20 protein-coding genes and 1 pseudogene are annotated in these 21,842 nt (G+C 64.7%); 10 read left to right on the top strand and 11 right to left on the bottom strand.

The window, feature by feature from the left end; translation table 11 throughout:
* Window positions 1–95: 95 nt before the first annotated feature.
* Window positions 96–1,901: pseudogene (gene pepN / locus ACQKQA_RS19250) on the top strand (aminopeptidase N); the annotation flags it as partial.
* A 76-nt stretch (window positions 1,902–1,977) separates the two neighbouring features.
* On the opposite strand, the gene ACQKQA_RS19245 reads toward pepN, so the two are convergent.
* Window positions 1,978–3,648 carry a SulP family inorganic anion transporter gene (locus ACQKQA_RS19245; protein WP_427560930.1) on the bottom strand — a complete coding sequence of 557 codons (1,671 nt, stop codon included), beginning with the start codon at window positions 3,646–3,648 and terminating at the stop codon, window positions 1,978–1,980.
* A 307-nt stretch (window positions 3,649–3,955) separates the two neighbouring features.
* Between ACQKQA_RS19245 and ACQKQA_RS19240 the strand changes: the two genes are divergently transcribed.
* The 8 genes from ACQKQA_RS19240 (at window position 3,956) to ACQKQA_RS19205 (ending at window position 10,431) form a co-directional block, all read left to right on the top strand.
* Window positions 3,956–5,005, top strand: a complete 1,050-nt coding sequence (locus ACQKQA_RS19240) for a WD40/YVTN/BNR-like repeat-containing protein (RefSeq protein ID WP_427560927.1) — start codon at window positions 3,956–3,958, stop codon at window positions 5,003–5,005.
* Window positions 5,006–5,052: 47 nt separating this feature from the next.
* The gene (locus tag ACQKQA_RS19235; RefSeq protein ID WP_427560925.1) at window positions 5,053–7,428 is read left to right on the top strand and encodes an efflux RND transporter permease subunit; all 2,376 of its coding nucleotides are present in this window, start codon (window positions 5,053–5,055) and stop codon (window positions 7,426–7,428) included.
* 289 nt (window positions 7,429–7,717) lie between these two features.
* Window positions 7,718–8,011 (top strand): DUF5629 family protein, encoded by a 294-nt coding sequence (locus ACQKQA_RS19230; protein WP_427560922.1) that lies wholly within the window; start codon window positions 7,718–7,720, stop codon window positions 8,009–8,011.
* Window positions 7,998–9,170, top strand: a complete 1,173-nt coding sequence (locus ACQKQA_RS19225; RefSeq protein WP_427560919.1) for a lactonase family protein — start codon at window positions 7,998–8,000, stop codon at window positions 9,168–9,170. The genes ACQKQA_RS19230 and ACQKQA_RS19225 overlap by 14 nt, the downstream gene beginning before the upstream one ends.
* 168 nt (window positions 9,171–9,338) lie before the next feature.
* The gene (locus tag ACQKQA_RS19220; RefSeq protein ID WP_427560917.1) at window positions 9,339–9,518 is read left to right on the top strand and encodes a hypothetical protein; all 180 of its coding nucleotides are present in this window, start codon (window positions 9,339–9,341) and stop codon (window positions 9,516–9,518) included.
* Between the two features lie 211 nt (window positions 9,519–9,729).
* The gene (locus tag ACQKQA_RS19215) at window positions 9,730–9,855 is read left to right on the top strand and encodes a hypothetical protein (protein ID WP_256577876.1); all 126 of its coding nucleotides are present in this window, start codon (window positions 9,730–9,732) and stop codon (window positions 9,853–9,855) included.
* A 115-nt stretch (window positions 9,856–9,970) separates the two neighbouring features.
* Window positions 9,971–10,177, top strand: a complete 207-nt coding sequence (locus tag ACQKQA_RS19210; protein ID WP_427560913.1) for a hypothetical protein — start codon at window positions 9,971–9,973, stop codon at window positions 10,175–10,177.
* Window positions 10,174–10,431, top strand: coding sequence for a hypothetical protein (locus ACQKQA_RS19205; RefSeq protein ID WP_427560911.1), 258 nt, complete (start codon window positions 10,174–10,176; stop codon window positions 10,429–10,431). The genes ACQKQA_RS19210 and ACQKQA_RS19205 overlap by 4 nt, the downstream gene beginning before the upstream one ends.
* Window positions 10,432–10,561: 130 nt before the next feature.
* Here the strand turns inward: ACQKQA_RS19205 and ACQKQA_RS19200 are convergent, their stop codons facing one another.
* The 6 genes from ACQKQA_RS19200 to ACQKQA_RS19175 form a co-directional block, all read right to left on the bottom strand.
* Complete coding sequence (locus tag ACQKQA_RS19200; protein WP_427560908.1) at window positions 10,562–11,164, bottom strand: glutathione S-transferase; 603 nt, start codon at window positions 11,162–11,164, stop codon at window positions 10,562–10,564.
* On the bottom strand, window positions 11,161–14,802 hold the full coding sequence (locus ACQKQA_RS19195; RefSeq protein ID WP_427560905.1) for an AAA family ATPase: 3,642 nt from the start codon (window positions 14,800–14,802) through the stop codon (window positions 11,161–11,163). The genes ACQKQA_RS19200 and ACQKQA_RS19195 overlap by 4 nt, the downstream gene beginning before the upstream one ends.
* Window positions 14,799–16,043 (bottom strand): exonuclease SbcCD subunit D C-terminal domain-containing protein, encoded by a 1,245-nt coding sequence (locus tag ACQKQA_RS19190; RefSeq protein ID WP_427560902.1) that lies wholly within the window; start codon window positions 16,041–16,043, stop codon window positions 14,799–14,801. The genes ACQKQA_RS19195 and ACQKQA_RS19190 overlap by 4 nt, the downstream gene beginning before the upstream one ends.
* 116 nt (window positions 16,044–16,159) lie before the next feature.
* The gene (locus ACQKQA_RS19185) at window positions 16,160–16,798 is read right to left on the bottom strand and encodes a helix-turn-helix transcriptional regulator (RefSeq protein ID WP_427560899.1); all 639 of its coding nucleotides are present in this window, start codon (window positions 16,796–16,798) and stop codon (window positions 16,160–16,162) included.
* 17 nt (window positions 16,799–16,815) lie between these two features.
* Window positions 16,816–17,445, bottom strand: coding sequence for a hypothetical protein (locus tag ACQKQA_RS19180; RefSeq protein WP_427560896.1), 630 nt, complete (start codon window positions 17,443–17,445; stop codon window positions 16,816–16,818).
* Window positions 17,446–17,650: 205 nt separating this feature from the next.
* Window positions 17,651–17,869, bottom strand: coding sequence for a hypothetical protein (locus ACQKQA_RS19175; protein ID WP_427560936.1), 219 nt, complete (start codon window positions 17,867–17,869; stop codon window positions 17,651–17,653).
* Between the two features lie 76 nt (window positions 17,870–17,945).
* Between ACQKQA_RS19175 and ACQKQA_RS19170 the strand changes: the two genes are divergently transcribed.
* A complete protein-coding gene (locus tag ACQKQA_RS19170) occupies window positions 17,946–18,386 on the top strand; it encodes a hypothetical protein (RefSeq protein ID WP_427560894.1) in 441 nt (146 codons plus the stop codon).
* A 141-nt stretch (window positions 18,387–18,527) separates the two neighbouring features.
* Here the strand turns inward: ACQKQA_RS19170 and ACQKQA_RS19165 are convergent, their stop codons facing one another.
* The 4 genes from ACQKQA_RS19165 to dkgB all read right to left on the bottom strand — a co-directional run bounded on the left by ACQKQA_RS19165 (window position 18,528) and on the right by dkgB (window position 21,756).
* Entirely contained in the window at window positions 18,528–19,064 is a 537-nt protein-coding gene (locus tag ACQKQA_RS19165) for an AAA family ATPase (RefSeq protein WP_427560891.1), read from the bottom strand.
* A gap of 87 nt (window positions 19,065–19,151) precedes the next feature.
* Window positions 19,152–19,607, bottom strand: a complete 456-nt coding sequence (locus tag ACQKQA_RS19160) for a VOC family protein (RefSeq protein ID WP_427560889.1) — start codon at window positions 19,605–19,607, stop codon at window positions 19,152–19,154.
* Between the two features lie 158 nt (window positions 19,608–19,765).
* The gene (locus ACQKQA_RS19155) at window positions 19,766–20,938 is read right to left on the bottom strand and encodes an MFS transporter (protein ID WP_427560886.1); all 1,173 of its coding nucleotides are present in this window, start codon (window positions 20,936–20,938) and stop codon (window positions 19,766–19,768) included.
* Complete coding sequence (dkgB, locus tag ACQKQA_RS19150; protein WP_427560883.1) at window positions 20,935–21,756, bottom strand: 2,5-didehydrogluconate reductase DkgB; 822 nt, start codon at window positions 21,754–21,756, stop codon at window positions 20,935–20,937. Before dkgB ends, ACQKQA_RS19155 begins: the two co-directional genes overlap by 4 nt.
* Window positions 21,757–21,842: the final 86 nt, after the last annotated feature.

Genomic DNA, 21,842 nt, shown 5'->3' with positions numbered 1-21,842 from the left:
GGCATGGCGGCCCGTTGCCCGTACCAGAACAGCAGCGCCACGACCGCCAGGGCCGCCCAGATCGCCAGGCCCAGGCGCCAACTGCCGGTCCGGGCCGCGCCGAAACCGCCACCGACGCCGCGCACCAGCGGGTCGAGGCGATCGTCGCCCACGAATACTTCCATAACTGGTCGGGCAACCGCGTGACCTGCCGCGACTGGTTCCAGCTGTCGCTCAAGGAAGGCTTCACCGTGTTTCGCGACGCCGGTTTTTCCGCGGACATGAACTCGCGCACGGTCAAGCGCATCCAGGACGTGGCCTACCTGCGCACCCACCAGTTCGCCGAGGATGCCGGCCCCATGGCCCACGCCGTGCGCCCGGAAAGCTTTATCGAGATCTCCAACTTCTACACCCTGACCGTGTACGAGAAGGGCTCGGAAGTGGTCGGCATGATCCATACCCTGGTGGGGGCCGAAGGCTTCCGCAAGGGCAGCGACCTGTACTTTGCGCGCCACGACGGCCAGGCCGTGACCTGCGACGATTTCGTCAAGGCCATGGAAGACGCCAATGGCATCGACCTCAGCCAGTTCAAGCGCTGGTACAGCCAGGCCGGCACCCCGCGCCTGGCGGTCAGCGAGGCCTATGACGCGGCGGCGCAGACCTACAGCCTGACCTTCCGCCAGAGCTGCCCGCAAACCCCGGACAAGGTGGAAAAACTGCCGTTCGTGATTCCGGTCGAGCTGGGCCTGCTGGACGCCAAGGGCGCGGCCGTGGCCTTGCGTCTTGCCGGCGAAGCCGCCGCGCAAGGCACTTCCCGGGTGATTTCGGTGACCGAGGCCGAGCAAACCTTCACCTTCGTCGACGTCGCCGAACAGCCGCTGCCGTCCCTGCTGCGGGGCTTCTCGGCGCCGGTGAAGCTGAGCTTCCCGTACAACCGCGACCAGCTGATGTTCCTCATGCAGCACGACAGCGACGGTTTCAACCGTTGGGACGCCGGCCAGCAGCTGGCGGTGCAGGTGCTGCAGGACCTGATTGCCCAGCATCAGCAGGGCCAGGCGCTGCAGATGGACCCGCGCCTGGTCACCGCCCTGGGCACGGTCCTGGCGGACGAAAGCCTGGATCAGGCCATGGTCGCCGAGATGCTCTCGCTGCCGGGGGAGGCCTACCTCACCGAAATCAGCGAAGTGGCGGATGTCGAGGCCATTCACGTAGCGCGCGAGTTCGCCCGCCAGCAACTGGCCGACAGCCTGTTCGACGCCCTGTGGAAGCGCTACCAGGCCAATCGTGAAGTGTCCCGCAGCCTCGACTATGTCGCCGAGTCCGTGCACTTTGCCCGTCGCGCCCTGCAGAACATCGCGCTGTCGTACCTGATGCTCACCGAGAAGCCGGCAGTGCTGGCGGCCGCCATCGAGCAGTTCGACGCCGCCGATAACATGACCGAGCGCCTGACGGCCCTGGCGGTGCTGGTCAACTCGCCGTTCGAGGCCGAGAAGGCCAAGGCCCTGGCGGTGTTCGCCGAGCACTTCAAGGACAACGCCCTGGTCATGGACCAGTGGTTCAGCGTCCAGGCCGCAAGCCCGCTGCCCGGTGGCCTGGAGCGGGTCAAGGCGCTGATGCAGCACCCGGCGTTCAACATCAAGAACCCGAACAAGGTCCGTGCCCTGATCGGCGCCTTCGCCGGCCAGAACCTGATCAACTTCCATGCGGCGGACGGCTCCGGCTACCGCTTCCTGGCCGATCTGGTGATCCAGCTCAACGGCTTCAACCCACAGATCGCCTCGCGACAACTGGCGCCGCTGACCCGCTGGCGCAAATACGACAGCGCCCGTCAGGCGTTGATGAAAGGCGAACTGGAACGCATCCGGGCTTCCGGCGAGCTGTCCAGCGATGTCTTCGAAGTGGTAAGCAAGAGCCTCGCCTGATTCCTCCCGGCAGGGGCGAGCTTGCTCGCGAAAGACCTTACGACAACGCGCGGCCCCAGATGCCGCGCGTTGTCGTTCATGGAGGCGTGGAGGTGTCCAGCGGATGGCGGGCAGGGCGCTCGCTCTGCAACGCCTCCGGCAGGTCCCGGTGATAGTTTTGCGTGCCGATGGCGTGCAGGATGCCGACCCGCTCGAGCTTGGTGTGCACCTTGAGGTTGGCTTCGCACAGCTTCACCACTATCCCGCGCTTGTGCAGCTCGCCTATCACTTCCTCCAGGGTCTGCAAGCCGGTGATGTCCATGAAGGGCACGTGTTTCAGGCGAATGACCAGCACCTGCGGGTCGCTGTGGGTCTGGGCCAGGGCGCGCTCGAAGGTCTCCGCGGCCCCGAAGAACAACGGCCCTTCGATGGCATAGACCAGCACGCCCGGCGGCAGGTAGCGCTGGCCGTTGCCCTGCAGTTCGTGTTGCAGGTCCTGTTCCACCACCTGTTGCACCTCCACCGAGGAGGCCATGCGCCGCAGGAAATGCAGCATCGCCAGGATCACCCCGATATTCACCGCGATCACCAGGTCGCTGAACACCGTGAGGACAAAGGTGCACAGCAGGATCGCCACGTCCGCCCGGGGCGCCCGTTGCACCATGCGCTTGAAGTGGTGCAACTCGCTCATGTTGTAGGCCACCACGAACAGGATCGCCGCCAGGGCGCACAGCGGGATATTGGCCGCCAGCGGCGCGAGAAACAGGATGATCAGCACCAGGACCAGGGCGTGGGTGATGCCCGCCAGCGGGCTGCTGCCGCCGTTGCGGATATTGGTGGCGGTGCGGGCGATGGCGCCGGTGGCGGCGAATCCGCCGAACAGCGGCGTGGCCAGGTTGGCGATGCCCTGGCCGATCAGTTCCTGGTTGGAGTCGTGGCGGGTGCCGGCCATGCCGTCGGCCACCACCGCCGACAACAGCGATTCGATGGCGCCGAGCATGGCGATGGCGAAGGCCGGGCCGATCAGGTCCAGCACCCGGGGCAGGCTGATTGCCGGCAGGTGCAATTCCGGCAGGCCCTGGGGAATGCCGCCGAAGGCGCTGCCGATGGTGGCCACGCCGTCGAACTGGAACAGCGACTGCAGGACCGTGGCCAGGGTCATGGCCACCAGGGGCGCCGGCAGGCGTTTGAGCCGGGGGATTTTCGGCACCCACAACAATAGCGCCAGACTGAGCAGGGCCAGCAGGGTGGTGGCCAGGTGCAGGTCGGGCAGGGCCTGCAGCAGGTGCCAGAGCTTCTGGTGAAAGTACTCGCCCTTGACCGCGGGCAGGCCGAAGAAGTCCTTCCACTGGCTGACCCAGATGATGACCCCGATTCCGGCGGTAAAGCCGAGAATCACCGGGTCCGGGATGAACTTGATCAGCGCTCCCAGACGGCTGATGCCCAGCAGGAACAGGATGAGCCCGGCCATCATCGTCGCCAGTTGCAGGCCATCGACCCCGTACTTGGCGGTGACCCCGGCGAGAATCACGATAAAGGCCCCGGTGGGCCCGGCGATCTGCAAGCGGCTGCCGCCGAACAGCGACACCAGCAGGCCACCGACGATGGCGGTGTAGATGCCCTGTTCCGGCTTGACCCCGGAGGCGATGGCGAAGGCCATGGCCAGGGGCAGGGCGACCACGCCGACTATCACCCCGGACACCAGGTTGCGGGTCCAGTGGGCGCGTCCCAGCAACCCGGCTTTCCACGCCTCGCGTATGGCAATCATGGCCTGCTCCCGAAGTCCGACTCGCTCATCATAGCCAAAGCCGGGGAGGGGCGGCCCTTGCCCTGGATCAGTCTTTGCGCGATGGCCCGTTGCAGAGACTGACATTGGCCGGGGCGGTGGTTAACAAAAGATAACGTGGCGTCGATTGTCAGACGTTTCTAAAGCCCGATAGGATAGGTTAGCTTCCGAAGGGGCTCTAGACGGCAGGTTTCAGGACGGTGTCCGAAGCTCCCCAGCCGCTTGGCATGCCCCGCACGGCGCCCGTAAAGGTTGAACGACCTAACAATAATAAATGGGAGAAAGCTCTATGAGTGAGCCTGTCATGGGTGTGAGTTCCTGCCGCCCGCCGGCCTTGCGCAGACTTGCGTTGCTGGCTACAGCGCTCTCGCTGTTGGGGGCCGCCCTGTTGCCGGCGCCCGTCCTGGCCGCCGCGTCCGCGACGGACCCTGTCTACTCCACCGAATCGGCCAAGGCCAGCAAGGGCCTGATGCTCGACATCGCCCACGCCGGCCCGCGCCTGGTCGCTGTCGGCGACCGCGGGCACATTCTCTATTCCGACGACCAGGGCCAGACCTGGACCCAGGCCAAGGTGCCGACCCGGCAGTTGCTGACCGCGGTGTATTTCGTCGATGCCAAGCACGGCTGGGCCGTCGGCCACGATGCCCAGGTGCTCGCCAGCGAAGACGGCGGCGTCACCTGGAGCAAGCAGTTCGAAGACCTCAAGCGCGAAGCACCGCTGCTGGATGTGTGGTTCCAGGACACCCAGAACGGTTTTGCCGTGGGCGCCTACGGCGCGCTGTTGGCCACCACCGACGGTGGCAAAAACTGGGAAGACGTCAGCGACCGCCTGGACAACCAGGACCAGTACCACCTCAACGCCATCGCCGCGGTCAAGGATTCCGGGCTGTTCATCGTCGGCGAACAGGGCAGCATGTTCCGCTCCGCCGACTGGGGGCAGACCTGGGAGCGGCTCGAAGGCCCTTACGAAGGCTCGTTCTTCGGCGTGATCGGCACCGCCCAGCCCGCCACGCTGCTGGCTTACGGCCTGCGCGGCAACCTCTATCGTTCCACCGACTTCGGCGGCACCTGGGAGCAGGTCGAGCTCAAGGCGGCCCGCGGCAGCCTGGAGTTCGGCCTGTCCGGCGCGACCTTGCTGGACGACGGCTCGCTGGTGATAGTCGGGAACGGCGGCAGCGTGGTGCGCAGTACCGATAACGGCTTGACCTTCAGCGTCTACAACCGGCCGGACCGCATCTCCCTGGCCGCGGTGACGGCGGCCGGCAATGGCAACCTGATTCTGGCGGGGCAGGGCGGTGTGCGCTCGACCACGGCGGATGGCGCCGATCTCGGAAAATAATCAGGGCAAGCAAGCCGGGCCAATAATAAGAAGGCGGGAACACTTCCATGAGCAGTCATCAAACCGACAAGGCGACGTTTCTCGAGCGTCTGATCTTCAACAACCGCCCGGCAGTGATCGTCATCTGCCTGCTGGTCAGCATCTTCCTGTTCTGGCAGGCCACGCTGATCAAGCCGTCCACCAGTTTCGAAAAAATGATCCCGCTGGAGCATCCCTTCATCGAGAAGATGATGGAGCACCGCAACGACCTGGCGAACCTGGGCAACACCGTGCGCATCTCGGTGGAGGCCAAGGACGGCGACATCTTCACCAAGGACTACATGGAGACGCTGCGGCAGATCCATGACGAAGTGTTCTATATCTCCGGCGTCGACCGTTCCGGCCTCAAGTCGCTGTGGAGCCCCAGCGTGCGCTGGACCGAGGTGACGGAGGAGGGCTTCGCCGGCGGCGAAGTGATCCCGCAGAGCTACAACGGCTCGGCGGGCAGCCTCGACCTGCTGCGCAACAACGTGCTCAAGTCGGGGCAGGTGGGGCGCCTGGTGGCCAACGACTTCAAGTCGAGCATCGTCGACATTCCGCTGCTGGAGTCCTACCCGGACCCGGAAGACCAGGGCAAGCTGCTGGCCCTGGACTACCAGAAGTTCTCCCACCAGCTTGAGGAAAAGATCCGCGACAAGTTCGAGGCGCAGAACCCCAATGTGAAGATTCACATCGTCGGTTTCGCCAAGAAGGTCGGCGACCTGATCGACGGCCTGATCATGGTGGTGATGTTCTTCGGCGTCGCCTTCCTCATCACCCTGGTGCTGCTGTACTGGTTCACCTGGTGCATCCGCAGCACCATCGCCGTGCTGATCACCACCCTGGTGGCGGTGGTCTGGCAGCTGGGCCTGATGCACGCCGTCGGCTTCGGTCTCGACCCGTATTCGATGCTGGTGCCGTTCTTGATCTTCGCCATCGGCATTTCCCACGGGGTGCAGAAAATCAACGGTATCGCCCTGCAGTCCAGCGGTGCCGACAACGCCCTGACCGCAGCGCGACGGACCTTCCGCCAGCTGTTCCTGCCGGGGATGATCGCGATCCTCGCCGACGCCGTGGGCTTCATCACCCTGCTGATCATCGATATCGGGGTGATTCGCGAGCTGGCCATCGGCGCCTCCATCGGCGTGGCGGTGATCGTGTTCACCAACCTGATCCTGCTGCCGGTGGCGATTTCTTATGTCGGCATCAGCCGGCGGGCGGTGGAGCGCAGCAAGAAGGACGCCACCCGCGAGCATCCGTTCTGGCGCCTGCTGGCGAACTTCGCCAGCCCGAAAGTTGCCCCGGTGTCGATCTTCCTGGCCCTGCTGGCCTTCGGCGGCGGCCTCTGGTACAGCCAGAACCTGAAGATCGGCGACCTCGACCAGGGCGCGCCGGAACTGCGCCCGGACTCGCGCTACAACAAGGACAACAACTTCATCATCAGCAACTACTCCACCAGTTCCGACGTGCTGGTGGTGATGGTCAAGACCGCGTCCGAAGGCTGCTCGCGCTACGAAGCCATGGCGCCGATCGACGAGCTGATGTGGAAGATGCAGAACACCGAGGGCGTGCAGTCGGCGATCTCCCTGGTGACCGTGTCCAAGCAGATGATCAAGGGCATGAACGAGGGCAACCTGAAATGGGAAACCCTGTCGCGCAACCCGGATGTGCTGAACAACTCCATCGCCCGCGCCGACGGCCTGTACAACAACAACTGCTCGCTGGCGCCGGTGCTGATCTTCCTCAACGACCACAAGGCCGAGACCCTCGACCGCGCGGTGCATGCGGTGCAGGAGTTCGCCAAGGAGAACAACAAGGACGGCCTGGAGTTCCTGCTGGCGGCGGGTAACGCCGGGATCGAGGCGGCCACCAACGAAGTGATCAAGAAGTCGGAACTGACCATCCTGGTCCTGGTGTACATCTGCGTGGCGGTGATGTGCATGATCACCTTCCGCTCCTGGGCGGCGACCCTGTGCATCGTCCTGCCGCTGGTGCTGACCTCGGTGCTGGGCAACGCGCTGATGGCCTTCATGGGCATCGGCGTCAAGGTCGCGACCCTGCCAGTGGTGGCGCTCGGGGTGGGGATCGGCGTGGACTACGGGATCTACATCTACAGCCGCCTGGAAAGCTTCCTGCGGGCCGGCCTGCCGTTGCAGGAGGCCTACTACCAGACCCTGAAATCCACCGGCAAGGCGGTGCTGTTCACCGGCCTGTGCCTGGCCATAGGCGTCGCCACCTGGATCTTCTCGGCCATCAAGTTCCAGGCCGACATGGGCCTGATGCTGACCTTCATGCTCCTGTGGAACATGTTCGGCGCCCTGTGGCTGCTGCCGGCCCTGGCACGGTTCCTGATCAAGCCGGAAAAACTGGCGGGGCAGAAGGGCAACTCGCTGTTCGCCCACTAAGCACCGATGCTCCAGAGAAAACCGCGACCCAGGTCGCGGTTTTTTTATGCCAGGCACCACCGATCCCGTAGCCGCTGCCGAGCGACAGCGAGGCTGCGATCGACCGGCACGGTCGCAGCAGTCTTTCTCGCGCAGGTGGGCCTGCGGCCCTGACACAGCCTCGCGGAGCTCGGCAGCGGCTACAGGGAGCCGCAGTGGAATAGCACGCCAGCGAACTTTGCCGTGCCACTACAGCCGCGCCGCCCCGGACCCGCTATCATTGCCGCTTTCCAACCGATGATTGAGCCCCATGACTGCCGCTACAGACACCTTGCTGACCGCCCTCGAAGCCTGCGACATGCTGGAAATCGACGGGCTGCATGCCTTCGACTTCACCCTGGACGACCAGCAACTGCTGATCGAATGCATGGACGGCCGCGCGGCCAAGCGCTGGAGTTTCAGCCTGGCCCAGGTCAACGCCGCGACCTTCGACGACAGCCTGCAAAGCTGGACCATCGTCGGCGACTCCGGCGAGCACCGCCTGGTGTGCATGAGCGCATTCAGTGGCCGTAACGATGAGGACGATGAACATGAAGATGCGTAACTTCTGGCCATTGCTGATGGCCGGCAGCGTCGGCGCCATGGCGGTGCAGGCCGCGCCGGTCGACACCCAGGAGCTGCTGGTCGGTTCCTATACCCAGGGCCAGAGCGAAGGCATCTACCGCTTCAAGTTCGACGGCCGCACCGGCAAGATCGACGCCAAGCCGTTGCAGGTGGTCAAGAGCGCCAACCCGTCCTGGCTGACCCTGTCGAAAGATCAGAAGCAGCTGTTCGTGGTCAATGAAAACGGGCCGGGGCAGGCCGACACGATCGGCCGGGTCAGCAGCTTCAGCATCGAGGCCAAGGGCCACAAGCTGAGCCCGATCAACCAGGTGCAGAGCCTGGGCAACGAGCCGACCCACTCCAGCCTGAGCGGCGATGGCCGCTACCTGTTCGTCAGCAACTACTCGGTGATCGCCGATCCGGGCGGCAGCCTGGCGGTATTGCCGGTCGGCACCGATGGCAAGCTGTCGCCGGTGGTCCAGCTCAGCAGCCACCCGGGCAGTGGGGTCAACCCCGAGCGCCAGGCTGCGGCCCACGTGCATTCGGTGGTGTCGTCGCCGGACGGCCAGTTCGTGTTCGCCAGCGACCTGGGGGCGGACAAGATCTTCGTCTACCGCTACGACCCCAAGGCCAACGCCGAGCATCCGTTGAACGCGGCCGAGCCTGCGTTCGTCGAACTGCCGCCGGGCAGCGGTCCACGGCATCTGCTGTTCAGCGCCGATGGCAAGCACGCCTACCTGACCCTGGAAATGACCGCCCAGGTGGCGGTGTTCGATTACCAGGACGGCAAGTTGACCCGCAAGCAGCTCGTGGACCTGACCAGCGGTTCCAAGGACAAGAAGGCCGCGGGCGCGCTGCATGCCTCCAAGGATGGCAAGTACTTGTACGTCAGTAACCGCGGTACCGCCAATCAGTTGCTGGTGTTCGCCATCGACGAGGCCTCGGGCGAGCTCAAGGAGATCCAGCGCCGTTCGGTGGAAGGCGATCACCCCCGTGAGTTCAGCCTCGATCCGAGCAACAAGTACGTGCTGATCGGCAACCAGAAGAGCAACGAAATCGTGGTGATCGAGCGCGACGCCAAGACCGGTTTCCTTGGGAAAACCGTGCAGAAACTGCCGTTCGATTCACCCAGCGATATCAAATTCCTGGTGCGTCAATAGGCCGCAGGCCCCGGTCGACGGGGCCTGCGCCGTTCTATTAATGACGCTGATATCTGCTACTGCTGGAAAAAATTTCAACCCGCCGACCCTCGGGCGTAGTTTTGCTTCACAGCCCGGCGCAACAAGGCTTCCGGGCAAACAAGCCGACTGCATACGAGGGTTAGCCGAATGAACTTCAATCTCTTCTCCGTGATCGCCGCTTCCGCCATTTCCGCCAGTGTGGCTCTGCCTGCCAGCGCCAGCGTGGAAATCAGCGAGAAAAAATCCGCTACCAACACCTACACCCAGAAGTACCTGCAACAGAGCGCGAACTTCTACGCCGCCCTGGATCACAAGACCCAACACTGAGATCCCCCGCACCGCCCTGGTATGCAGGAGCGAAGTCACTGGCTGCCCTGAATGGACCTGTCCATCCAGCGGACCGGCAGTGATGTCGCTCCTGCATCACCTGTCTGCGACGTTTTTCCCGGCCAAGGCAAATTGGCTTGGTAATGTCACATCGCCATGTGTTTAAATTTGACGCTAATTTATTGACTCCCTCCCGCTAAGGATCGACAGCATGGCGATGCGTCTGGCAGTGGTTCTTCTGTTCCTCTATTCCACCCCGATTCTCTCGGCTGCCCAGCCCGTCGAAGGCGAGCCGGAAACCTCTCGCGAGCGAATGTTGACCCTGCTGCAAGATTGATTGGCCGCGGGTTCACGATCAATCCAGATGATGGTGACTATGCACCCAGGTGGTTTCTGCGGCGGGCACTTTTAATGGATTCTGTGGGCACTGAAACATGCCCACGGAGAACCCCATGGCCCGCTCGATCCTTACCTCTGCCAAGCACGGTGCTTATGTCGCCATTGGCCTGTACCTGGCCATGGTCCTGCTGGTCAGCCTCTCGGCCCAGGTTCCGTCGGCGGTGCAGCCGTCGATCCAGGTCGCGTCCCCGGCCATCCCGTTCGAACACCGGGTGAACGCTGGCGAGCAGGCTCCTGACGCGGGAGCGGCGCTGTCATGAAAGGACGCGGGTTCTGGGTCATCGCCTTCCTGGCGTTCATGACCAATGGCGCTTCGTTGCTAGGGGTAGGGCAGGGCTCGGCGGGTTCCCTGGCGCGGGCCATCGAATGCAATCACAACATTGCCCATAACAGCGAAACCGCCAAAGCCCTCGGCCTGCTGGCCGGCAACCCACCAGCCAAACCCCGGGCCGCTTTCTTCGGGCCGTTCAGTGTCGACTGCTCGGCCTTGCAGATGTGCGGCGTGCTGGGCTGATGCGTATATCGGAACAACGCGCTCCCTGTAGCCGCTGCCGCAGGCTGCGATAAGGCCGAAGGCCTTCGGCGATCTCAAGGTTCTTGCGCCCCCTGCGGGGTCGATCGCAGCCTCGCGGGCTCGGCAGCGGCTACATAGGTTTGGCCATTACCTGGGCGAACAGCTCGGAGTCGAGAAACCGCTGCAACCAGCGCTGCAAATGCCGATAGGGCGTCTGCGCAAACCACTCGCGGTCGACATGGGCGAACTGCCGCACGAAGGGCGCCAGGGCCATGTCCGCCAGGCTCGGGTGTTCGGCCAGCAGGTAGTCGCGCTCGCTCAACAGCTCATCCAATTGCCGCAGGAATACCTCGCCCTGGGCGCGGTAATGTTCCATCGGCTGCTCCGGATAGCGCTCGGCGTACTTGTAGCGATTGAGCTGTAGCTTGAACCCCTGATCGTTTTCCGCGATCAGTGCCTCGATCTGTTGCTGCGCCTGCTCGTCATCCTTCATCAGCCAGTTCTGCGGATCGTACTGGGCCAGGGCCCAGCGCATGATGTCCAGGCTCTCGTCGATCACCCGCCCGTCGACGCTGAGCACCGGCACCGTGCCCTTGGGCGACAACGCCAGCATCTCGGCCGGCTTGGCCTTGAGGCTGACCTCGACTATCTGCAGCGGCACCCCGCTGTAGCGCAGCGCGAGGCGGGCGCGCATGGCGTAGGGGCAGCGGCGGAACGAATAGAGGGTATTCATTTCACCTCCAGGCTACTCAGGCCGTTGCCCTGGCGCCGCACCTGGATCTGCACCGGAATCCGCTCGTGCATTTCCTGCACGTGGGAAATTACCGCCACCTTGCGCCCCTGGGCCTGCAGGCCGTCGAGGGCGTCCATCGCCAGTTGCAGGGATTCCGGATCGAGGCTGCCGAAACCTTCGTCGATAAACAGCGACTCGATCTTCAGCGTGCTGGAAGCCATGGACGCCAGGCCCAGGGCCAGCGCCAGGGACACCAGGAAGGTCTCGCCGCCGGACAGCGAGTGCACCGAGCGCAGCTCGTCGCCCATTTCCGTGTCCAGCACCAGCAGGCCGAGCATGCTGCCGCCGCGCTTGAGGCGGTAGCGCCGCACCAGCTGGCGCAATTGCGCGTTGGCGTGGTGCACCAGCAGATCCAGGTTGTAGGCCTGGGCGATCTTGCGGAAAGTGTCGCCGCTGGCCGAGCCGATCAGCGCATTGAGCCGTGCCCAGCGCTGCCATTCGGCGTAGGCCTGGGCGATCTGTTCGGCCAGGGCCTGGTTGGCGTTTTGCCGGCGCTGGTCCTCGGCTTGCTGGGCTCGCAGTTCGGCGCTCAGCTGTTCGCTGGCGGCCAGTTGGTTGTGCAGTTCGCTCAGGGCGCCGGTCAGTTGCTCGGCGTCGAGCGGACCCTGGTGCTGGGCCTGATGATCCTGCAGGCGCTGCTCGCGTTCGGTCACCAGGACCTTGGCCTGTTCCATGGCCTTTTCCCGTTCCTGCAACTGTTGGCGCAGCGCGGCGACCTGCTGCTCGTCGAGGCCGAGCAACTGCTCCAGCCCGCCGTCGTCCAGCTCCGGGTGCTGTTGCCGCCACTCGCTGATCTTGCCGCCCAGGGCCTGCTGCTCGGTTTCCAGGGCCTGCAGGCGTTCCTCCTTGCCTTGCAGTTCCGCGCCCAGCTGCACCAGCAGGCTGCGCACGGCCTGCAGTTGCTGGCTGGCCAGGCCCTCGACGGCGCGGGCCTGTTCTACCGCCTGTTCCAGATGCTGCTGCCACTGCTCGGCGCTGGGCTGTTCGCCCAGCAGTTGCGCGAGCTTGTCCCGGGCCGCCTGTTGCTGCCCGGCCAGGGCGTCGAATTGTTCCTGGGCGGCGTGCAACTGCTGCACGCGGGTCTGCTGGCGGTCCTGTTCTTTTTCCAGGGTCAGCTGGCGCTGTTGTTGCTCCTGCACTTCGTCCTTCTGCTGGTCGAGCTGCTCCAGGCGCTGCATGACCTGCTGGTCGATCTGCATGAAGGTCGCCGCCGGGTCGCTGCGCAGGGCTTGCAGGGTGTCGGCCGGCAACAGGGTGGCGAAAGCGCTCAGCTCTTCCTCCAGGCGCTGGCGATCCGCGCCCAGCTGCTGTTGCTGCTGGGTCAGGTGCTGGGTGGCCTGCTGGCTGGCCTCGACTGCCGCCTGCAATTGCTGTTGCAGGCGCCCGGCGTCCTTTTGCAGGGTCAGCAGGGCGCTCTGGCGTTGTTCGTCCTGCTGGATGCTCTGGCTCAACTGGCCGAGTTGCTGGTTCAGCCAGGCATCGCGCTGGCCAGGGTCCCGGTCGAGCAGGGCGGCGGCCAACGGATGGGCCGACAGGCTCGGCGCCAGGGCCTGTTGCTGGACGGCCAGCTGTTCCTGTTGCTGCAGGAATTCCTTCTGCTGGGCGATCAGGCCACCCACCTGGCTGCGCAGCTCCGCGAGTTTTTCCTTGAGCTCATCCACCGCCTGGCGCGCATTGGCTTCTTCGCTTTCATCGTGGCGCCCCAGGCTCTGCAACAGCGCCTCGGGTTGATGGTACGGATGCTCGTGGCTGCCGCAGACCGGGCAGGGCTGGTCGTCCTGCAACTGCCCGCGCAGCTCTTCGACACTGGCGCTGCGGGCCAGGCGCTGACGCTCCAACAGTTGCTGGGTCACCGTCAGGGTCTGTTCGGCAACGGCCAGTTCGGCCTTGCCCTGCAGGCCGACCCGGTTCAGTTCTTCGCGCTGGCGTGCGGCGGTCTGCAGCTTGTCGGCCAGCGCCGCGCCGCGCTGGTCCAGCTCTTGTTGACTGGCCCACAGCCGCGCCAGGTCTTCGAAGGCGCGCTGTTGCTTGCGGTTGTCCTGCAGCAGCTCGCTGAGCAGTTGCAACTGCTCGGCCACCGCCTGGGGCTCGGCGCCGGCTTCGCTGTACAGCAGCTGCAATTCGTCCCGCTGCGCCGCCAGTTGCTGCGCCGCGCTGGCGGCCCGTTGCTGCAGGCCGGGCAATTCTGCCTGGCCTTTGTTCAGCCGGTTACCGGCCTGCATCAGCTGTTGCAGGCGATCGCGGTAGGCGTTCCAGGCATCGCTCAGCGGCGCCAGGTGGGTGCTGTGTTCCAGTTGCTCGGCAATCCGCTGCAGGCGTTCACCCACCAGCCGCTGCTGTTCGAGCATGGCCTGGATCCCTTGCTGGCCCTGGCCGCTGGCTTGTTGCAGTTTGTCCTTGAGCTCGCCGGCCTCGGCGCAGGCCTTGCCCAGGTGGGCGAGGTTGCTCTGCTCGGCAAAGGCGTCGCGCAGCAGGGGCGCGCTGCCGGTCTGCTGTTCCTGGGCCGCGAGCAACGCAGCCTGAGCCGTAGCCAGTTGTTGCTCCAGTTCGCCCTGGCGGTGCTGCTCCGTGCCCTGTTGCTGGCGCTGTTGCTGAAGCTGTTCGCGCAGCGGTGTCAGTTGCTGGATCAGTTCCACCTGGCGGGCGAACTGATGGCGTTGCGGCGCCAGTTGCTCCAGGCGCGTCAGCCGGGTCCGCTCGCCGGCCAGGCCTTCCCAGGCCGCCTGGGCCTGCTGCAATTGCGCGGCGGCACTCTGCTGCTGGTCCTGCAACTGGCGCAGTTCCTTGAGCCAGGCATGTTGCTGCTCCAGCTGCTTGAGTTCTGCCTGCTGGGCCTTGAGCTGTTGCTGGGCGGCGTCGAAACGCTGGTCCAGCTCGGCCCGGGCTTCGGGCTCCAGCGGGGTGATGCCACTGGCCTGGGCCTTGAGGGTCTTGTGCTGCTCTTCGGCGTCCTTGCTTTTGCTGTAGGCACGGCGCCCGAGCTGGCTGTAGATCGAAGTGTTGGTGAGCTTTTCCAGCAGCTCGCTGCGTTCCTTGTCGTCGGCCTTGAGGAAGGCGCTGAACTCGCTCTGGGCCAGCATCACCGCGCGGGTGAACTGCTCGAAGTTGAGCCCGAGCCGGGCTTCGATCAGTTGTTCGTAGTCGCGCTTCTGGCTCGCCAGCAGTTGATTGCTGTCGAGGTCGTGCAGGCTTTGCTTGCTCGCCTGCAGCTTGCCGTTGGCCTTGTCCCGGGCGCGGTTGGTTTCCCAGCGGGCGCGGTAGCGCCGGCCGTCGATGCCGACGAAGTCGACCTCGGCATAGCCGCTGCCGGTGCCACGGCGCAGCAGGGTGCGCGGGTCGCTGGTGAGCATTTCGCTGTCCACCTCCGGCACCTTGGTCTCGCGGCCGATATTGTTCAGCCGCGGCACCGCGCCGAACAGCGCCAGGCACAGGGCATCGAGCAGGGTGCTCTTGCCGGCGCCGGTGGGCCCGGTAATGGCGAACAGCCCGGCGCTGGCCAGGGGCTCGGCGCTGAAGTCGATCTCGAACGGGCCGGCCAGGGAGGCCAGGTTCTTCAGGCGAATGGCCAGGATCTTCATGGCTGCTCCTCCTCGTGTTGCACTTCCTGGAGCAGTTGCGCGAAGTCCTTGAGGGTCTGTTCGTCCACCTCGCTGCCATAGCTGTCTTGCCAGGCGCGGCTGAACAGCTCCTGGGGGCTGAGCTGGTCCAGTTCCACCAGTTGCGCGGCGCTGTCGTCGCCCTCGCGGCCGCCGTTGCCGGCGTATTCGGCGGCGATCCGCACCAGGCGCACGGCCTTGCCCTGCAGGGCGCTTTCCACTTGCTGGCGCAGGTCCGGCTGCGGCTCGTCCAGGCGCACCCGCACTTCCAGCCAGGGCTGGCGTTGTTCCTCAGCCAGCAGGTCGATGTCCGGCAGTTCCGCCAGCTGCGGCAGGATCTCCGCCAGCGGCGCCGGGCCCAGGCGTTGCAGGTTGACGGCGCGGGGGATCAGCCGTGGCTCGACGCTGACCAGGGTCTCGCCGTCGAGCTGGATATCGAGGATCTGGTGCTGGTAGCCGATCTCGGAGAACGACAGCGGGATCGGCGAGCCGCTGTAGCGGATGCGTTCCTCGCCGTTGACCTTCTGCGGCTTGTGCAGGTGCCCCAGGGCCACGTAGCTGATGCTCGGGCCGAACAGGCTGGCGGGCAGGGCCTCGGCGTTGCCGATGATCAGGCTGCGCTCGGAGTCTTCCGACACCGAGCCGCCGGCCATGTGCGCGTGGCTGACGGCGACCAGCGCCTGGCCCGGCTGGCGCTTGGCGTTGGCCGCGGCGATCAGCCATTCGTGGACCTGGGCGATGCCCTTGAGGTAGTCGTCCCCCAGCTGCGGGCCGGTGACCTCCGCCGGGCGCAGGAACGGCAGCGCCAGGCACCAGCCGGCGATCGCGCCGCTGGCATCCGGCAGCGGCAGCAACAGACGCTCGCTGTCCAGCTGGCCGTCGTCAAGCCACAGCACCCGGCCCAGGGCATGGGTGCGCAGGCGCCGCATCAACGGCGCGGGCAGCTCGATGCGCGAGCCGGAGTCATGGTTGCCGGCGATCATCACGATGGTCAGGCCGGGCTGCTGTTCGTGGGCGCTGACGATAAAGTCGTACAGGCGCTCCTGGGCTTTGACCGGCGGGTTGACCGTGTCGAAGATATCGCCGGCGATCAGCAGCACATCGGGGCAGTGCAGGGCCAGCTGGCGCAACAGCCATTCGAGAAAACAGGCGTGCTCGAAATCGCGTTCCTGGCCATGGAGGTTCTGCCCCAGGTGCCAGTCGGAGGTGTGAAACAGACGCAAGGCAAACTCCGCAAACAATCGGGTGGGCCGCAAAAAGAAGGTGACCGCGGCGTGAGGCAGGAGAGTTTACTGGCAAATCGGTTGTGGGGGGGCTCTGATGGTGCGGCCTTTGTCGGCTACTGCTCAGGCGGGCTGTCCCCAGGCTCCACTGGCTGGAGTCTGAAGCGGCACACATGACCGCCGCGGAGCATGCACTCGGCGTGCTCGACCTCTGCGCCGCCCAGCGCTCCGATCAACGCCAGGTCCAGTTCGCAGACCACCGGATGGGCCGCGGCCAGGCGATGGAACACGCAGTTGTGGGCGACGATTTCCGGGGTGCCCGAGGAGCGGAAGAATACCTCGGCTTCGTAGCCCACCTGGTTCATGTGCTGCACGATCCTGGCTTCGTCGACCACCTCGCGCTCGCGGTCCCGGGCCAGTTTTCGCCCCAGGTTGCGCATCAGCGTGATCAGCGCCTCGGGGCCGATGATGTCGGCGACTTCATCGATCAGCACGCTGGCGAGCATCTGGTACTGGCGCGGGAATTGCTCCTTGGCGTGGTCGGTGAGCCGGTACAGCTGCTCCGGCCGCCGCCCCGTCGGCCGGGTGTCGCCGCGCAGCACCAGGCCGTCACGCTCCAGCGCCGCCAGGTGTTGGCGAATCGCGGTGCGCGTGACAGCCAGATGCTCGGCCAGCTCGTCGATGCTCATGCCCCCCGGCTGGTGCAGCAGTGCATTGAGCAAGTCCTGCTGGGTGCGGCCCAATCCTTCCAGCATGTGATGTCCTCGTGGTCTCAGAACTTGTCCGGGAATTGTTTGACCAGCGCGCCGCCCAAGGCGTCGGCCAGGGCCAGGATATGAGTGCGCATCATCTGCCAGGTCCGTGCTTCGCCGGCAAAGTCATGGGCGGCGAACTCATCGATCTGCGCCATGTGATGACCGCCATGGGCGGACAACATCGTCACCAGCGTGGCCTCAGGCAAGTAGGGGTTGGCGCCGGCCAGAAAGGCCGCGATCGCCTTGGCGTTGCTGGTCAGCTCGGTGACCGCGGCCTGCTTGCCCTTGGCGTCCTTGGCCACCGTGGCATCGCTGTAGTGTTTCACCGCGCCCCAATGGCCGGCCAGCAACTTGAGCAACTGGTCCGCCGCCGGCTGGCCGTAGAGCGGGGCGATGCTATTGGCGATCTTCGTGGCGTTGTCGACCACCTGGTCCGCCGCCACCCTGGCTTGTTGGCGGTCGGCGGCCTGGTTGGCGAGCGCGTAGCTGCGAATCCAGAAAATATGCTCCACCCACAGATCGCGCAGCGCCAGGCGCGTGGCCAGCGCCGGACTCTCGGCGGCGGGCGGGGCGGCGGGAGGTGTCTGGCTCCAGACCGGTTGCGCACAGAAAGCCAGGAGGATCAGAGCCAGGGTCTTGATATTCATGACGGCACCCTCGTGTGAGTGGGAACGTTCGACAATATCAATATAGGCATAAAAATATGTTTTTATTGGGGCGAGGGTGGGTTGTCGGATCAACGGTCGGATGTGGGTGGTTTGAGTGGGGATGGCGGGGGTAGGCCGATTTCCGCCGCTCATAAAGAGCTGCTGCCCACAGTGGACATCACACTTTTTCGGAGATAGAGAGCGATCACTTGATTTGAAAAAGGCGAGTGATCGCGAGCAACGCCTTCTCACCGTCAGCCTCATAGAGACCCTGCAGATAAGCCTGGTTGGTGAGTTGATGCAGGCGAAAATGATTGTAGAAAGCCTGGCCAAGGCGCTGCTTCTCGAATTTTCCTTGGCTCCAAAGGCCTAGAAACTCGTCATAAACGGCACTCTCAATTTCCAGCTTCGATTGGTTGTTCATGTGAACCTTAATTTCTGCCATCGGTTAATATCCACCGCCTCTTTTCGACAATGCCGACTACAAGCAAGGAAACTCCATGACAAGGATGGCCGCTGTCTTCACTTTACTGAGCTGCATGGTTTCGGCCTCGGCATTGGCGGCACCTAGCTGCCCGCTCCCACAGGGAATGCAGGCGTCCATCGCTGCGTCGAAGCAGGCTATTGAGGCCAGGCAGGCGGGTGTCGCCAAGGAAGATCTGCTCGCTAAAATTTCCCCCGGACTTAACGGGCAGATGTCCCAGGTGCTAAAGAGTATCGTCGATGAGGTTTACGATTATCCGGTTTTGCTGCCCGAGGTGTATGCCGCTTACCGGTTCGAGCATTGCTTCGTTTCGCAGCAGCACGCCGAGCAGGTGGCGGCTATGAAGTTTGCCGATGCCTATCCGCTGCTGAAGAAATGTGAACAGCTCGACCCAGAAGGGGCGCGGCCTCCTTGTGCAATGCGCGTGGTGCATACGGTGACCGGAATTCCGGAGTAACCGATCCGTTGAGGTGTTCCCGGGAACGTTTTTTGTATTGCTAGTGCACTTCCTGAAAACGCTCACTGCAACACCAAATCAAGGACGAGCCTCCCAGGTGCCTCAAGTAAACGTCGCCTCAAGAAGTTCCTTCAAGTCGCTCTATTCAGGGCAGGCTTCAGCGGGAGCGGACAAGTCAGCGAGAAATGCAGCGATCTCCCTCGCGCCGCGCAAATGCACCGTAGGAACCTGCGGGCCTGTGGCCAGGCGCACCGCCTCGATACCCGGGCGGTAGCCACGGTCGAAAGTCCACACGAAGTTCAGGAAGGTCAGGAACTCTCGGTCAAGCTTCTCCGAGCAGCCCGCGGCGAGGTCAGGGCGTGGGCGGTTCATGATGCTGCGCATGATCACCCGGGCGAAACAGGTGAGCCGCGGGGTGTCGAGCCAGATGATCAGGTCGGCGCGGGGCAGGCGCAGGTCGAAGGTGCGCCGGGCATAGTTGCCTTCACAGACCCAGGCCGGCGATGAGACCGCGTCGCGCACCCGGGTGCGGAACTGCTCGGCATCGGGTTCGACCCAGCCGGGCTCCCAGAACAGGGTGTCCAGGTGCACCACAGGCAGGTTCAGGCGTTCGCCGAGGGCGCGGGCGAGGGTGGATTTGCCGCTGCCGGCATTGCCCAGGATTACAATCCGTTGCATGGGGAACTTCCTGTCGCGAAAAAAGCCGGCCATTGTGCCTTTTTTTCAATGGCCAGTTAAGGCTGAAGGGCATGCACCGCGCGCCTCTCAAGCAAACGCCCCCTCGATAAATGCCTCCAGCGTCCGCTCTTCCAGAATCTCGATGGAGAAGTGCCCGAAACGCTTGGGCAGCCAGATGATGCGGGTCCCGGAAGGGGATTGCAGGTTGGCGCGGGTCAGCGGCTGGCCGTTTTCGTCTTCCGGCTGCACCCCGGAGGCGATCAGTTCGTCATAGGCCAGCTCGATGTCCGGGGTCGAGTAGCAGTGGCGGTAGATCATGCCCTCGCCGACGGAGTCCAGCAGTTGCTTGAGGTTGCCGGCCAGAGGCTGGACCAGCATGAAACGCTCCTGGCCGATCAGCGCGACGGCGTAGCGCACGTGCAGGCCGCCCCGTTCCCAGACGAGTGTCTTGGAGATCCGGGCTTTGAGTATCTGGGTGTAGTAGGCGCAGGCGGCTTCCAGATCCTGCACCAGTACATCGACGTGACTGAATTTCAGCTCCATTGAATCGCTCCTGATGAACCGGCCCCCATGGTAGCCAAGCCCGTCTCGGAACTCGATGCTGCCGAGCGATCTAACGCCGCGTGCCGCTCACCCCATAACAAAAGGCCCGGACGCTGCACGTCCGGGCCTTCTATCGTTGCTTTATTGCGGTTGGGCTTTTATGCCGCGTCGCTCAAGGCGCTATCGGTCGCCTTGTTGCGTGCGCCGAGCCACACCAGTACCAGACCCGAGGCGGCCAGCAGGCCACCGGCGACTGGCACGGCGGCGTAGCCCAGGCCCTGGCTGATGACCGCACCACCCAGTGCCGCGCCCACCGCGTTGCCGAGGTTGAAGGCGCCGACGTTGATCGACGAGGCCAGGCCCGGGGCTTCGGCGGCGGCGATCATCACCCGCATCTGCAGCGGCGGGACCACGGCGAAGGTGAACACGCCCCATACCAGCAGGGCCAGGGCCGCGCCGATATGGCTGCCGAGCACCAGCGGCATCAGCACCATGATCGCAGCCAGGACGCCGAGGAAGATCCGCGCCGAACCGTCCAGCGACCAGTCGGCCAGGCGGCCACCGAGGCTGTTACCGATAGTGAAGCCGACGCCGATCAGCACCAGGCCGAGGGTGACGAAGCTGTCGGACGCGCTGGTCAGTTCGGCCAGCACCGGGGCCACGTAGGTGTAGAGGGTGAACATGGCTCCGGCGCCAAGCACGGTGGTGGCCATGGCCAGCAGCACATTCGGCCGGGCGATCACCGCCAGCTCGCGGCGCACGTTCGGCACGCTGCCGCGTTCGCCCTTGGGCAGGGCGTACCACAGGGCGGCGATGGCGATCAGGCCGAGCACGGCGGTGCCGGCGAACGCCAGGCGCCAGCCGACCTGCTGGCCGAGCCAGGTGGCGGCCGGCACCCCGCCGATATTGGCGATGGTCAGGCCCATGAACATGGTGGCCACGGCGCTGGCCTGTTTGTCTTTCGGCACCACACTGGCGGCGACCACCGCGCCCAGGCCGAAGAACGCGCCGTGGTTGAGGCTGGTGACCAGGCGCGAGGCGAGCAGGGTGTAGTAGTCCGGTGCCAGGGCCGAGAGCAGGTTGCCGAGGGTGAAGATGCCCATCAGCATCATCAGCGCAGCGCGCTTGCCGAAACGGCTGAATAGCAGGGTCATGATCGGCGCGCCGACCATCACGCCGATGGCGTAGGCGGTGACCAGCATGCCCGCGCTGGGAATGCTGGCGCCCACGCCTTCGGCGATCACCGGCAGCAGGCCCATGGGGGTGAATTCGGTGGTGCCGATGCCGAACGCACCGATGGCCAGGGCAAACAGGACGCGTCCGGATTTCATTGCGGGCGCTCCTCGTGGTCCCAGACCGGCGCCAGGCCTTCAGGGCTGACTTCGCGGCCGTTGCGTTCGAGCGTGGCGATGAGGGCCATGTCTTCGTCGTCCAGGCGCAGGCCGATGGCAAGCAGGTTGCTGGCCAGGTTCTCCGGCTTGGTGGACGAAGGAATGACCGCGTAGCCCAGTTGCATGGCCCAGGCCAGCGCCACTTGCGCCACGGTGGCCTTGTACTTGGTGGCAATCTCGGCCAGCACCGGGTCCTTGAGCACCTTGCCGTAGGCCAGGGTCATGTAGGACGTGACGCTGATCCCTTGTTCCTTGAGGAACCCGGTGAGCTGGCTGCTCTGCAGGTAAGGGCTGAGCTCGATCTGGTTGGTGGCGATCTGGTCTTTGCCGACCACTTCGATGGCTTGCCTGGTCAGCTCGATGTTGAAGTTGGAGATACCGATCTGGCGGGTCAGGCCCAACTGCTTGGCTTCGGCCAGGGCCGTCATGAACTCCGGCAACTCGACGCCGTTACCCGGCGCCGGCCAGTGGATCAGGGTCAGGTCGGCGTAGCCGGTGCGCAGCTTCGCCAGGCTCTCGCGCAGGCTTGGGACCAGCTTGTCGGCGGCGTAGTGGTCGACCCAGATCTTGGTGGTGATGAACAGCTCGGAGCGCGGTACGCCGCTCTCGGCGATCGCCTGGCCGATATCGGCCTCGTTACCGTAGATCTGCGCGGTATCGACCACGCGATAGCCCAGCGCCAGCGCGGACTTCACCGAGTTGATAACAGCCTGGCCAGTCAGACGGAAAGTGCCGAGGCCGAAGGAAGGAATACTCATGAATCTGCTCCAGGTGGTTGAGGCGGGTAGACGACTGGATCGCTGCCGAGGGCTGTGGCCCGTGGCCGAGCAGTCGTTGGGATGGG

The organism is Pseudomonas sp. NPDC089530 (assembly GCF_050280705.1).
Classification (GTDB): Bacteria; Pseudomonadota; Gammaproteobacteria; order Pseudomonadales; family Pseudomonadaceae; genus Aquipseudomonas.
The sequence above is the reverse complement of the archived record's forward strand: the minus strand, read 5'-3'. Positions and strand labels throughout refer to the sequence as shown.